This window comes from Ruegeria sp. BG7, from assembly GCF_056535685.1.
Map to the genome: position 1 here is coordinate 1145239 of NZ_JBQFIU010000001.1, position 13227 is coordinate 1158465.

The 13227-nt window shown below is 56.8% G+C and carries 13 protein-coding genes; 8 read left to right on the top strand and 5 right to left on the bottom strand.

What is annotated here, in order from left to right; genetic code table 11:
- Positions 1 to 3: 3 nt before the first annotated feature.
- From ACR3EH_RS05675 to coxB, 4 genes are all read right to left on the bottom strand, one after another.
- Positions 4 to 579: a cytochrome c oxidase assembly protein gene (locus tag ACR3EH_RS05675; protein ID WP_171094147.1), complete on the bottom strand. Its 576-nt coding sequence runs from the start codon at positions 577 to 579 to the stop codon at positions 4 to 6.
- Entirely contained in the window at positions 579 to 740 is a 162-nt protein-coding gene (locus ACR3EH_RS05680; RefSeq protein WP_171177886.1) for a hypothetical protein, read from the bottom strand. The genes ACR3EH_RS05675 and ACR3EH_RS05680 overlap by 1 nt, the downstream gene beginning before the upstream one ends.
- Entirely contained in the window at positions 737 to 1687 is a 951-nt protein-coding gene (gene cyoE, locus ACR3EH_RS05685) for a heme o synthase (RefSeq protein ID WP_171676062.1), read from the bottom strand. The genes ACR3EH_RS05680 and cyoE overlap by 4 nt, the downstream gene beginning before the upstream one ends.
- An 89-nt stretch (positions 1688 to 1776) precedes the next feature.
- Entirely contained in the window at positions 1777 to 2688 is a 912-nt protein-coding gene (gene coxB, locus ACR3EH_RS05690) for a cytochrome c oxidase subunit II (protein ID WP_171094153.1), read from the bottom strand.
- Positions 2689 to 2864: 176 nt separating this feature from the next.
- On the opposite strand from coxB, the gene tldD reads away from it, so the two are divergent.
- From tldD to ACR3EH_RS05715, 5 genes are all read left to right on the top strand, one after another.
- On the top strand, positions 2865 to 4286 hold the full coding sequence (tldD, locus tag ACR3EH_RS05695) for a metalloprotease TldD (RefSeq protein ID WP_171647547.1): 1422 nt from the start codon (positions 2865 to 2867) through the stop codon (positions 4284 to 4286).
- A gap of 237 nt (positions 4287 to 4523) precedes the next feature.
- Positions 4524 to 5648 carry a DNA-processing protein DprA gene (gene dprA / locus ACR3EH_RS05700; protein ID WP_171186867.1) on the top strand — a complete coding sequence of 375 codons (1125 nt, stop codon included), beginning with the start codon at positions 4524 to 4526 and terminating at the stop codon, positions 5646 to 5648.
- Positions 5649 to 5828: 180 nt separating this feature from the next.
- The gene (topA, locus tag ACR3EH_RS05705; protein ID WP_171186869.1) at positions 5829 to 8447 is read left to right on the top strand and encodes a type I DNA topoisomerase; all 2619 of its coding nucleotides are present in this window, start codon (positions 5829 to 5831) and stop codon (positions 8445 to 8447) included.
- Positions 8448 to 8538: 91 nt separating this feature from the next.
- Positions 8539 to 9243, top strand: coding sequence for a CoA transferase subunit A (locus ACR3EH_RS05710; protein ID WP_171094159.1), 705 nt, complete (start codon positions 8539 to 8541; stop codon positions 9241 to 9243).
- On the top strand, positions 9243 to 9869 hold the full coding sequence (locus tag ACR3EH_RS05715) for a CoA transferase subunit B (RefSeq protein ID WP_171186871.1): 627 nt from the start codon (positions 9243 to 9245) through the stop codon (positions 9867 to 9869). The genes ACR3EH_RS05710 and ACR3EH_RS05715 overlap by 1 nt, the downstream gene beginning before the upstream one ends.
- 36 nt (positions 9870 to 9905) lie before the next feature.
- Here the strand turns inward: ACR3EH_RS05715 and ACR3EH_RS05720 are convergent, their stop codons facing one another.
- Positions 9906 to 10772, bottom strand: coding sequence for a lytic transglycosylase domain-containing protein (locus ACR3EH_RS05720; protein ID WP_171186873.1), 867 nt, complete (start codon positions 10770 to 10772; stop codon positions 9906 to 9908).
- Between the two features lie 353 nt (positions 10773 to 11125).
- Here ACR3EH_RS05720 and ACR3EH_RS05725 point away from each other — a divergent pair, with 353 nt between their 5' ends.
- From ACR3EH_RS05725 to cpaB, 3 genes are all read left to right on the top strand, one after another.
- Positions 11126 to 11356, top strand: a complete 231-nt coding sequence (locus tag ACR3EH_RS05725; RefSeq protein WP_171186875.1) for a Flp family type IVb pilin — start codon at positions 11126 to 11128, stop codon at positions 11354 to 11356.
- A 295-nt stretch (positions 11357 to 11651) separates the two neighbouring features.
- Entirely contained in the window at positions 11652 to 11891 is a 240-nt protein-coding gene (locus tag ACR3EH_RS05730; RefSeq protein WP_171186689.1) for a hypothetical protein, read from the top strand.
- Between the two features lie 290 nt (positions 11892 to 12181).
- Positions 12182 to 13063, top strand: a complete 882-nt coding sequence (cpaB, locus tag ACR3EH_RS05735; protein WP_171186877.1) for a Flp pilus assembly protein CpaB — start codon at positions 12182 to 12184, stop codon at positions 13061 to 13063.
- Positions 13064 to 13227 lie beyond the last annotated feature (164 nt).

The following is a 13227-nucleotide window of genomic DNA, read 5'->3' on the forward strand; positions in this document are numbered from 1 at the left end:
GCGTTAGTTCGTGTTTGTATCTGCCTGCGTTTCAAGGGCGGCATAGCCCTCGGGCAGGTCAATTTCGTAGAATGTATACGACAGCGTGATCGTATGAACATACTTTGCTTCAAGATCGTCGACCAGTTCCGGGTCGACGAAGAAGGTCACCGGCATCTCTACACGTTCGCCGGGTTGCAGCACCTGCTCTTCAAAGCAGAAACAGGCGATTTTCTGGAAATACCCACCCGCCGAATAGGGGGCGACGTTGTAAGAGGCTTGGCCCGCAATCGGCCGGTCGGTTGGGTTGTATGCTTCGTAGAAGGCAAGCCCGGTTTCGCCGATGCGCACTTCCATCTCACGCTCAATCGGTTTGAACTCCCAAGCCATGCCCTTGGCCTTAGAGGCGTCAAACCGGACGGTGATGGTGCGATCCAGAATGTCTTCGGGCGCTGACTCAGCTACACCCGTAGTGCCGCCAAAACCCGTTACCCGGCAGAACCAGTCATAAAATGGCACAGCCGCCCAAGCCAGACTGCCCATAAGGATGACAACGCCAACAGTCTGTGCAACCGTTTTCTGCGGACCTGTCAAAGCCATCAGTTCTGAACCTCCTGTGTTGCCATACCGAAATCCGTGCCCGAGACCTTTACGACCGTCAGCCCAAAAATGATTACGATAAATGCGGCCAGTGTCAGACCAACACCCAGATTGCGGCTGAAGCGGCGCTGATGCAGCTCATGGTTCTTGCGCAGGCTCATGACCAACCTCCCAGGCCATAAGGTTTCAGCAAAGCTTCAACCAGAATGGCACCGAAATGCAGGAAGAGATAGAGCAGCGACAGTTTGAAAAAGCTGCGCTCAACCTTGAAATTATCGGCTTCGGAATCCTCTTCGGTCCGCCGCGAGATTTGCCAGGCTCCGCGCAGGAACAGGGCGTTCAGCACCAGCGCAACCGCTAGGTAAACCGGGCCACCGATATTCGAAAACGCCGTGCCGACAGCCAGCACCGCAAGCAGCGCTGTGTAGACCAGAATATGAAACCGTGTGGCGCGGCGGCCATGTGTAACCGTCAGCATCGGAACACCCGCATCATCATAATCCGAGCGCATGAACAGAGCCAACGCCCAGAAATGCGGTGGAGTCCACATGAAGGTCAGGGCGAACATCAGCCAGGGCTCAACCGTCATCGAGCCGGTGGCAGCAACCCAGCCGATAACGGGCGGGAACGCACCAGCGGCACCGCCGATGACGATGTTCTGCGGCGTCGAACGCTTGAGCCACATTGTGTAGACAACAACGTAGAAAAAGATCGTGAAGCCCAGAAACGCGCCTGCAAACCAGTTTGTTGCAAGACCCAGCATGATCACGGACAGGCCCGAAAGAGCCAGCCCAAGCGCCAGCGCCTCACCCTCTTCCACCTTGCCGGAAGGGATCGGGCGAGCCTTGGTGCGTTTCATCACGCGGTCGATATCTGCGTCCCACCACATGTTCAAAGCGCCAGACGCTCCACCGCCGATCGCGATGAACAAAATGGCGCAAAAGCCAACGAAAGGATGCACAGAAACGGGTGCCGCCAGCAGTCCGACAAGCGCGGTGAAGACAACCAGAGACATAACACGCGGCTTCAGCAGAGCGAAGTAATCGCCAAAGCTGGCCTCGTCCGCATGGGCGGTCGCAGTGCTGGCATTGATGCTTGCGTCGGTCATTTCCGGTCCTTCTGGGGCGAAAGCTGCGCGATCACCCGCGCAGCCTGCGTCATGTCCAAGGAGGGGTTATCCCCGCCCATGTCGCTCAGTTAGTTCGAGGCGACCTGATAGCTTTGCGGCAGACCCGCATATTCGTCGATCGCGCCCTGAAGCCATGCGTCGTAAGCTTCCTGGCTGACTACTTTGACGGTGATCGGCATATAGGCATGGTCCTTGCCGCAGAGTTCGGAACACTGACCGAAGTAAACGCCTTCTTTCTCGGCTTCGAACCACAGTTCAGCCAAACGTCCGGGCACGCCGTCCTGTTTCACGCCAAAGGACGGGATGGTCCACGAATGGATCACGTCGGATGCGGTCACTTGCATCACGATAACCTTGCCAACCGGTACGACCACTGCGGTATCGGTGGCCAGCAGCCATTCGTCGTCGCTGTAACCCGCATCTGCCAGCTTGGCGCGCATGGCGTCATCCAGAACAAACGGGGTCACGTCCGCATCTGCAGGGCGCGCACCTTCGTCCAATGTGGCCGGGTGGCCCAGCAAGTAGCTGTCGAACGCAAAGTCGTGATCGACATATTCGTAGGTCCAGTACCACTGGTTGCCCACAACTTTGATGGTGATGTCACCTTCGGGAATTTCCTGTTGCTTGAACAGAACCGGCAGCGAGAAAGCGCCAATGAAGACCAGAATCAGGATCGGACCCAGGGTCCAGGCAATCTCGACCGGGGTATAGTGCGAGAATCGCGCCGGGGTCGGGTTTGCACGCTGGTTGTAACGTACGATGCAGTAAAGCAGCAGGCCCGCAACAAACAGACAGATCACGGTGATGATCACCAGAATCATTGTGTCCAGCCGCTGAATACCATCGGCCAAGCTTGTGGCCGCAGGCTGGAAGCCCATACCGCCATCGACCGGCTTGCCAATAATCTCAAGCTCCTGAGCCATGGCGGGAAGGCTGGAGAGGGCTGTCATAAACCCTGAAAGCATCAAAGCATTCTTCATGTTCTGTCCTGATCGTTTGATCTTTGCGTCCCTGGCGAAAAGGTGTGAATCGGTCGCACCTCTCCCGTTGTCTTTGGCCGCGTTAAAAACCATATTCCGTCGGGTAGATAAAGCAAAATGCTTGCGTCAAACAGACGCTATTTTTGATCTGGATCAAACCCGAAAGGTCACAACCCATGTCCGACGCCCCTTTTCGCCCGTTTGAAAGCGCCCTTCCGCATGATGAGGCGTTGTCTATTCTGCAATCGGCGACCGCCGGGGCCGAAGACGGAGAACTGTATGTCGAGCGTCGCAAATCCGAGTCCTTGGTGTTTGATGACGGGCGTCTGCGCACCGCGTCTTACGATGCGTCCGAGGGATTCGGGCTGCGCGCAGTTCAAGGCGAAGTGGCCGGTTACGCCCATTCCACAGATGTGTCGATTCCCGCGCTGAAACGCGCGGCCGAGACTGCACGGCTGGCCGTTGGGGACGGCGGTGGGACGCTGGCCGAGGCACCCCGGTCCACCAACACGCGGCTCTACACCGACGAAGATCCCATCGACTCTGCCGCGTTTCCGGTCAAGATCGAAACCCTGCGCGAGATCGATGCCTTTGCCCGCGATATGGACCCGCGTGTGGTGCAGGTCAGCGCTATGATCTCAGCCGCTGTTCAAGAGGTCGAGATTCTGCGCCCTGACGGCGTGATGGTGCGGGATGTGCGCCCGATGACGCGTGTGAATGTTTCGGTGATCGTTGAACAGAACGGACGCCGCGAAAGTGGTTCGGCAGGTGGCGGTGGCCGCGTTGGCCTGAGCGGGTTGATCGATCCGAAGGACTGGCAGGCCAAAGCCCGTGAAGCGTTGCGCATTGCGGTGGTCAATCTTGATGCGGTTCCAGCCCCTGCAGGGGTGATGGAGGTCGCGCTAGGCCCAGGCTGGCCGGGTATTCTGCTGCACGAGGCCATCGGCCACGGGTTGGAGGGGGATTTCAATCGCAAGGGCAGCTCGGCCTTTGCCGGTCTCATGGGACAGCAGATCGCCTCAAAAGGTGTAACCGTAGTCGATGACGGCACGATTGCTGACCGCCGAGGCTCGATCAGCGTGGATGATGAAGGCACGCCCAGTTCGCGCACAGTGCTGATCGAGGATGGCATTTTGACTGGCTACATGCAGGACCGTCAGAACGCGCGTCTGATGGGCGTTGCGCCTACTGGCAACGGGCGGCGGCAGAGCTACGCGCACAAACCCATGCCGCGTATGACCAATACGATCATGCTGGGAGGGGAGGCTGACCCTGCGGCCTTGGTCGCGGATATAAAGGACGGCATCTGGGCCGTGGGTTTCGGCGGCGGACAGGTGGACATCACCAACGGCAAGTTCGTCTTCTCCTGCACCGAAGCGTATCGGGTGGAGAACGGCAAGATCGGCGCCCCTGTGAAAGGGGCCACTCTGATTGGCGATGGGCCGTCCGCTTTGAAACGGATCCGGGGGCTTGGCAACGACATGGCACTGGATCCCGGCATGGGCACTTGCGGCAAGGATGGACAATGGGTGCCTGTGGGGGTCGGACAGCCAACTGTGCTGATGGACGGTCTGACCGTAGGCGGCTCAGCGGCCTGAGTCGGAAAAGTACGGAAAACACAGGTGCAGGGTTAACCTTGCACCCGTACGCCTTACCCTCTGACCGCAAACCTTATTCTGCGCTGGAGTATCCGTACTTATTTTAATGTATATTTTCCAACGCGTTAGGGAGTTTTTGATAGCACGTTCGAAAAAATAAGCCTCTAATTTTCTACGATTTACAGGCTGTTAACCCGCCCTCTTGTAAACCAGTTTTGCAACAAGGCGGAGCACCGGATGACCGAAGAGCAGCTTTCTTCCAATCACCCCCCACTCCCACCCACCACGGAAGAGGACAGGTTTTCGTGGCTTCGCCTTTTGCGTTCTCGCAAGGTTGGTCCGGCGACGTTTCGCCGGCTTCTGCGGGAACATGGCTCGGCGCAGAACGCGCTGGCTGCGCTGCCCGAAATGGCACGCGCCGCCGGAATAGATGGGTATGAAATCTGCCCCCCTGGCGTGATCGAGGCGGAACTCAAGGCCGCAAAAGCCGCCAAAGCGCGGCTTTTGTGCCTTGGGTCCGCTGATTTCCCAGCAGCCTTGAATGATCTGAACGATGCGCCCCCGATGCTGTGGGCGATCGGTAACGTATCTCTGCTGCAGCAGCCAGCTATTGCAATGGTCGGCGCGCGAAACTGTTCCTCGCTTGGCGCACGGATGGCCCGAGGGCTGGCGACCGATTTAGGCGGCAAAGGACATGTCATTGTCTCTGGCTTGGCCCGAGGAATAGATACGGCAGCGCATATTGCAGCCCTGACTTCCGGCACCATTGCTGTCATGGCGGGCGGCGTGGATGTGATTTACCCGGCAGAGAATACAGAACTGGCCCATGACATCGCCTCCAACGGGCTGCGCCTGTCGGAACAACCGATGGGCGTGACACCTCAGGCCCGGCACTTCCCTCGTCGGAATCGGATCATCTCGGGCCTTGCGCAGGCCGTAATCGTGGTCGAGGCTGCAGCCAAGTCCGGCAGTCTGATCACGGCGCGCGATGCGTTGGATCAGGGGCGCGAGGTTCTGGCCGTTCCTGGCCACCCGTTCGATGCGCGGGCCGCCGGGTGCAATCTGTTGATTCGGGATGGTGCTACTCTGGTGCGGTCGGCAGAGGACGTGATTGAAGCCCTGCCGCAAAAGGACGACCTGTTTTCACGTAAGCCTGATCAGCCCCCTGCCCCCGCCGCACCAAGGTCCCAAGACTTGCACGTTCAAATCCTCGAACGGCTCGGCCCCTCACCTATCGCAGAAGACCAATTGCTGCGCGACATTGCGGCTTCGGCTGGTGAGCTTGGCCCCGCATTGGTCGATCTGGAACTGGATGGACGAATCCAGCGCCAGCCCGGAGGTCTGCTGTCGCTGGCAGGCTGATCGAACCGCCCACCGAGACCGTGGCATCGGCCTATCTAACGGCACGAGAGCTGTAATAGTTGCCTGAAATCACGTTGCTTTTCAGCCTGCAAAAGGAACGCATTGACAATTCCCGCTTGCCCCACACATTTTGCACCACCATAGAAGGCGCCAAATTCGTCGAGCGAGGTTTCCCCTTAAATGCCTGTAGTTGTTGTAGAATCTCCGGCCAAAGCAAAAACAATCAATAAATATCTCGGCCCCGGCTACACCGTTTTGGCCTCTTACGGCCATGTGCGGGACCTTCCTCCGAAGGATGGATCGGTTGATCCCGAACATGAATTTTCCATGAAGTGGGAAGTTGGCAATGACAGCCGCAAGCATGTCAAAGCCATCGCTGACGCGCTGAAAGAAGACAACGCGCTGATCCTTGCAACCGACCCTGATCGTGAAGGCGAGGCGATCAGCTGGCACTTGCAAGAAGCTCTGACCAAGCGCCGTTCGATCAAGAAAGATACGCCGGTCAGCCGCGTAACCTTCAACGCCATCACCAAAGAAGCCGTCACCCAGGCGATGCAGAACCCGCGTGAGGTCGATATGCCGCTGGTCGAGGCCTATCTGGCACGCCGTGCGCTGGACTATCTGGTGGGCTTCAACCTTTCTCCCGTCCTTTGGCGCAAGCTGCCCGGAGCAAAGTCCGCCGGTCGCGTGCAATCCGTCTGTCTGCGCCTGATCGTCGAACGCGAGATGGAGATCGAGGCGTTCAAGCCGGTTGAATACTGGTCGGTTAAGGCGCTTTTCGAAACACCGCGCGGCCAGACCTATGAGACGCGGCTGGTTACGCTAGCCGGGAAAAAGCTGGATAAACACGATCTGGCCAACGCCACGCAGGCGGAACTGGCGGTGCAGGCGATCACCAGTCGTGCGCTGAGCGTCACATCGGTCGAAGCGAAACCGGCAGCCCGCAACCCCAGCGCGCCGTTCATGACGTCAACCTTACAACAAGAGGCCAGCCGCAAGTTCGGCATGGGTGCGCGCCACGCGATGCAGGTGGCCCAGCGGCTGTATGAGGCTGGATACATTACCTATATGCGGACCGACGGCATCGATATGGCCCCCGAGGCCGTGGCCGCCACCCGTGATACAATCGCGGACCGCTATGGCGCCGAATATGTGCCGGACAGCCCGCGCATGTATAAGAACAAGGCCAAGAACGCACAGGAAGCGCACGAATGTATCCGCCCAACGGATATGTCACGCGACGCAAAGGCGCTGAAGGTCACGGATGAGGATCAGCGCAAGCTTTATGACCTTATCTGGAAACGCACAATTGCTTGTCAGATGGCCGCCGCCCGACTGGAGCGGACCACCGTCGAGATCGGCAGCGACGACGGTCAGGTCGGCCTGCGCGCCACTGGTCAGGTAGTTCTGTTTGATGGCTTCATGCGCGTTTATGAAGAAGGTCGCGACGATGTAGCCGATGACGACGAAAAGCGCTTGCCGCAGATCATGCAAGGCGATCCGGCACGTTTTGCCAAAACCTCACTGAAAGATCAGTTCGCGAAAGCCGAAGAAAAAGCCGCGATCCTGTCCGAAAACGAATCCGTTCTGGCGTTGCAACACCACACCCAACCGCCGCCCCGCTATACCGAAGCGACCTTGGTTAAGCGGATGGAAGAGCTTGGGATCGGGCGTCCGTCAACCTATGCCTCGATCGTTACGACGATTCAGGACCGGGAATATGTGCGCAAGGACAAGAACCGGTTGATCCCCGAAGAAAAGGGCCGGATCGTCACGATCTTTCTGCTGAACTTCTTCCGTCAATATGTGGGTTATGAATTCACAGCCAATCTGGAAGAAGAACTGGACGACGTCAGCGCCGGAGACCGCGATTATAAGGACCTGCTGGGCAAGTTCTGGCGCGATTTCTCGGCCGCTATCGGAGAGACATCCGAGCTGCGGATATCCGAAGTTCTGGACAAGTTGGACGAAGCGCTGGCGCCGCAGCTGTACCCGCCGCGTGAGGATGGATCGGACCCGCGCATCTGCCCGAAATGCGGTACCGGCCAACTGCATCTCAAAACCTCGCGCACGGGCGGTTTCGTCGGTTGCGGCAACTATCCCGAATGTACCTATACGCGCCCAATCGCAGGTGAAGGTGCCGAAGGGGATGAACGTTTGCTGGGCGAAGATGCGGGGGACGAGATCTGGCTGAAATCCGGTCGTTTCGGTCCTTACGTTCAGCGCGGCGAACCCACGCCCGAGAACAAGAAGCCACCGCGCGCCTCTCTGCCGCGTGGTTGGAGCAAGGATGACATGGATCTGGACAAGGCACTGACGCTGTTGTCCCTGCCACGTCAGATCGGCGAACACCCGGAAGGTGGCATGATCAGCTCGAATTTCGGGCGTTTTGGCCCTTACCTGATGCATCAACTGCCGGAAGAGGCAAAGCCGGTTTACGCCAATCTCAAAGACCCAAACGATGTGTTCGAGATCGGCATGAACCGCGCCGTTGAACTGCTGGCCGAAAAACGCGCCAATCCAGGGCGCGGGCGTCGGGCCGCTGCCAAACCGCTAAAAGATTTGGGTGAACATCCCGACGGCGGCGCGATGCAGGTTCTGGACGGGCGTTACGGGCCTTATGTGAAGTGGGAGAAGGTCAATGCAACCATCCCCAAGGACATCAAGCCCGAAGACGTGACGCAGGAAATGGCCATCGAACTGGTGAACGAACGCGCTGCCAAGAAGGGCACCAAGAAAAAGGCAGCCCCAAAGAAGAAGGCGGCAGCCAAGAAGACAACCAAGAAGGCGGCGGAATAGGTAGAAATACCAACACCCCCTTGGTTTCATTGACTTCCCCATGACGTGGCGGCACAACCTGCCCATCACCATGTCATTGGGGGAGTTTTCCATGAAGAAAGTCTATGCCAATGCCTCTGAAGCGCTCGACGGAGTGCTGTCGGATGGCATGCTGATTGCCGCAGGCGGGTTTGGCCTGTGCGGCATACCGGAGTTGTTGCTTGAGGCCATCAAGGATTCGGGCGTCAAAGACCTGAGCTTTGCATCGAACAATGCCGGTGTGGACGATTTCGGAATCGGCATCCTGCTGCAGACCAAGCAGGTCAAAAAGATGATCAGCTCATATGTCGGCGAAAATGCAGAATTCATGCGCCAGTATCTGAGCGGTGAGTTGGAACTGGAATTTAACCCGCAAGGTACTCTGGCTGAACGGATGCGCGCCGGCGGCGCTGGTATTCCGGGCTTTTACACCAAAACCGGTGTGGGCACCGTTATCGCCGATGGCAAGGAACACAAAGACTTCAACGGCGAGACCTACATCCTTGAAGAAGGCATCTTCGCCGATTTGGCCATCGTCAAGGCGTGGAAGGCGGATGACACCGGAAACCTCGTGTTCCGCAAGACCGCCCGAAATTTCAATGTGCCCGCGGCGACCTGCGGTAAAATTTGCGTGGCCGAAGTAGAAGAGATCGTTCCGCGCGGCTCATTGGATCCGGACTCAATTCACCTGCCCGGCATCTATGTGCATCGCATCATTCAGGGCGATCACGAAAAGCGCATCGAACAACGAACCACCCGCAAGAAGGAGGACGCATAATGCCCTGGGACCGCAATCAGATGGCCGCGCGCGCGGCAGAGGAACTGGAAGACGGCATGTATGTGAACCTCGGCATCGGGATCCCGACGCTGGTGGCGAACTATGTGGGTGACAAGGACATCACCCTGCAATCCGAAAACGGCATGCTGGGCATGGGCCCCTTCCCGTTTGAAGGCGAAGAAGACCCGGACCTGATCAATGCGGGCAAACAGACGATCACGGAACTTTCCCGCACCGCCTATTTCGACAGCGCCACATCCTTTGCCATGATCCGTGGCGGCAAGATCGCTGCGGCGATCCTGGGCGCAATGGAAGTGGATGAAAAAGGCGACCTGGCAAACTGGATGATTCCCGGCAAGCTGGTGAAAGGCATGGGCGGCGCGATGGACCTGGTCGCTGGTGTCGGCCGTGTCATCGTTGTGATGGATCACACCAACAAGCACGGCGACAGCAAGGTACTGAAAGAATGCACCCTACCCCTGACAGGTAAAGGCGTGGTCGATCGCATTATCACCAATCTGGGTGTGCTGGATGTGGTCGAAGGTGGGCTGAAGATCGTCGAATTGGCCGATGGGGTCAGCGAAGACGAGATGCGCGCTTCGACCCAAGCGACACTTGTTTCTTAAAAGAACAAAGGTCCGCCGAATCAAGGCGGGCCTTATTCAGTTTGAGGTCTGGAACACGCAACCGTCAGAAATCAGATCGGGCGGCGTGGCACACAAGGCCTTTGCGATCTGGAATGCCGCCAGAACCTTGGGCACGTAGTCGCGGGTTTCAGTGTAAGGCGGAACGCCACTATGTTTGCGCACGGCCCCTTCACCCGCGTTATACCCGGCCAAAACCAGAATCGGATCATTCCCGAACTCTTCCATCAGCCAATTGAGGTATTTCACACCCCCGGCGATGTTCTGGTCTGGCTGAAGGCTGTCTTTCACACCAAAACGAGCTGCCGTGGCGGGCATGAGCTGCATAAGGCCCTGCGCGCCTGCGGAACTGATCGCATCTACCCGTCCTGCCGACTCGACCGAGATCACTGCCAGGACAAGTGCGGGCGAAACATTCGTTCCAACAGTTGAACGCAGAATCTCTTTGCCCTGCTGCTGCGCAATGTTCTGGAGTGTTTGCAGGCGGGGCGACCGGACATTGGTCGCAGCAAGGGCGGAAATAGCCGCATCCAGGCGCCCGGCCCCACCTTGGGCGATCTCGGGCGAGATCCTGTCCCAAAACGCCTTGTACGACCCTTTAGGATCACGCTTGGGTTTTAGGTCCGGCTGAACAGGCGGGGCAACTTCGGTGCGCGCAATAACGTCCGGCACCGAAATCTCAGCCCCTGTACTGGGTGCTGAGGGCTGCGTCGCATGTTCTTCTGCAGTAATCTGTACAGTCACCCGAGGGCGCTGCCCCGGTTGGGGCGCCTTGATCCGTTTGTACACGCCGCGCGGTTCAACCTCGGTCGCATCTACAGATGTGACACCCGATACGAGAAACGCCAGTACACCGGCGCATTGGAGTGCGGTCCGGAGATTCATTTGCCTGCCTCTTGTTTTCTTTTTAGGCGATTTGAACCCCGAATCTTCGCGCAAGGCCAGAAAAACAAAGCGAAATGGGGCAATTTCGCCTCATTTGACGCAATTTTGCACCGCCCATGATAGGAAGAACTCACCCAATCGAATTTTTAATTATTAATTTTCAATATGTTACAGATTTTCTAACCAAAAAGTTAAGTTGCACGGAAAAAAATCTGCGTTTGGCCCAATTCCTGCCACGCCCCACAGGCAAACATAGATGCATACCGAGACGGACGGGAGCGGACTGAGAGAGAAAGCTCTGGAAGACGCCGAGGTTCATTAGACTTATTTAGATCCTTTAGGAGGGACGTAACATGATCAAGTTCATCAAGAACTTCCGCAAAGACGAAGACGGCGCAGTAACAGTTGACTGGGTTGTTCTGACCGCAGCAGTCATCGGCCTGGCAGCAGTTGCATACCAGCAGATCGAAGATGGCGCCACTGGCCTGGCAACCGGCGTGAACGAAGCGCTGAACGCCGCATCGCTGAGCACCGGTAGCAATAGCACCTCCGGTGGTATCACTAGCGAAGGTAAAAGCAACTAAGCTTTTAACCTAGCAGAATTCAGAGGCCGCGCCGCATTGGCGCGGCCTTTTTCATTTAAGGTGATATGCGCGTACCCCATGTCCCGCCACAACGATACGCAGACTGAATCTTGGAGTTGGACCAGGAAACTCTGAGCGATAACCACCACCTGCCTGATGAAGGCCAGAGCAAAAAAGAAATCTGCCCAAATTCAAGCCAATAAAACCTACGTTTCGCCCAATTTCCGCCATTCCCGCGCAATCATTTTTGTCAAAACTATTGCAAACACTGTGAAAAGAAATTGGAGACACAGACATGTTCAGGTTCCTTGACCGATTCAAGTCGGACGAAGCAGGAGCGGTGACAGTTGACTGGGTGGTGCTGACGGCAGTGCTCATTGGATTGTCTGGCGCGACTTACCTTGTGATTAGCTCCAGCGTTGACAGCCTCGGCGGCAATGCCAACGAAGCCATGAACGCTGCCGTTGTCAGCACCGGCTCGAATAGCGCGCCCGGCGGTATTGTGACAGAAGGCACGGCAGGCGGCGGAGGCTAAGCCCGGTCGCATCTTGCCTGCACCTGCCTAAGCTGGATAGGGTTATCGGCGTGCTAAAAAAACGCGACGTCCTTTGGGACGTGGCGTTTTTTTTTGCGTACACTGCGAACCAAGTTCGCTCCTATAGCCCAATATCCCGAGCAGAAAATTGTACGAATTTTGGCGTAGAAACTGACAAACAGACATATTTGTCCCACATTTCGACACAATTTGCTTTTAAGAATTAGGCTGTTTCAAAGCGACCTATTGGCCGTTTAGTGTTCGACCAAACAAAATAAAGAGGTACTCGCATGCGAGCGGTATTCGGACTTGTCCTGATTGTCGGCGTAGCTCTGGCCGGTGGCGCAGTCTATATGGCGCGCAACTATATCTCGGCCTACCAGAACGAGCTGGCGCGTCAAAGGCTGGCCGCAGAAGAAGCTCTGGCCAACGCCCAGGTCGAGGTGATTCCAACGGTAACTGTCTTTGTCTCGAAACGCGCACTGAGATATGGCGAACGTCTGACCCAAGAAGACATCCGTGCTGTGGATTGGCCGGAAAACGCGATTCCGGAAGGCACGTTCTCGGAGCTCACCGCATTGTTCCCTGAAAGTGGCCCCACTGAGCGTTTCGTGCTGAGAACGATGGAAAAAGACGAAGCAATCATGGCTGTCAAAATCACCGAGCCCGGTGAAAAGGCGGGGCTGACTTCACGCTTGGAAAAGGGAATGCGGGCATTCGCAATCAGTGTTGACGTTGCCTCGGGTGTTTCGGGCTTTTTGCGTCCAGGTGACAATGTTGACATTTACTGGACCGGCACCAGCGGCACCCTTGAAGGAAGTAGCAATGGTGGGATTACCAGATTGATCGAAGCCAATGTACAGCTGATCGCAGTCGACCAGACAGCAGGTTCCGACGTAACCAGCACGACAATCGCCCGAACGGTCACAGTTGCAGCAACACCTCAGCAGGTTGCAGCACTGGCGCAAGCCCAGAACTCTGGACGACTGTCTTTGGCACTTGTTGGTGTCGCCGATGAATCTGTCGCGTCAACGATTGAAGTCGACCAGCGCACGTTGCTTGGTATTCAAGCTGCTGCTCCGGAACCAGAAAAAAAAGTTGAAGAGGTTTGCACAACCCGCATCAGGCGCGGCGGTGAGATCGTCAACGTGCCAATTCCCTGCACAAACTGACGCCAATTCAGAACCTTACAAGATCAGAGCCGCACCTTGGGTGCGGTTCTTTTTTTATGATTGTTGCCAATTCTCCACATAAGGAACAATCCAGAAACCATTGATTATTGCAATAAATTTGGAATTCGCGCAGTCTGTTTACCTATAGGGCATAAGACCCAAAA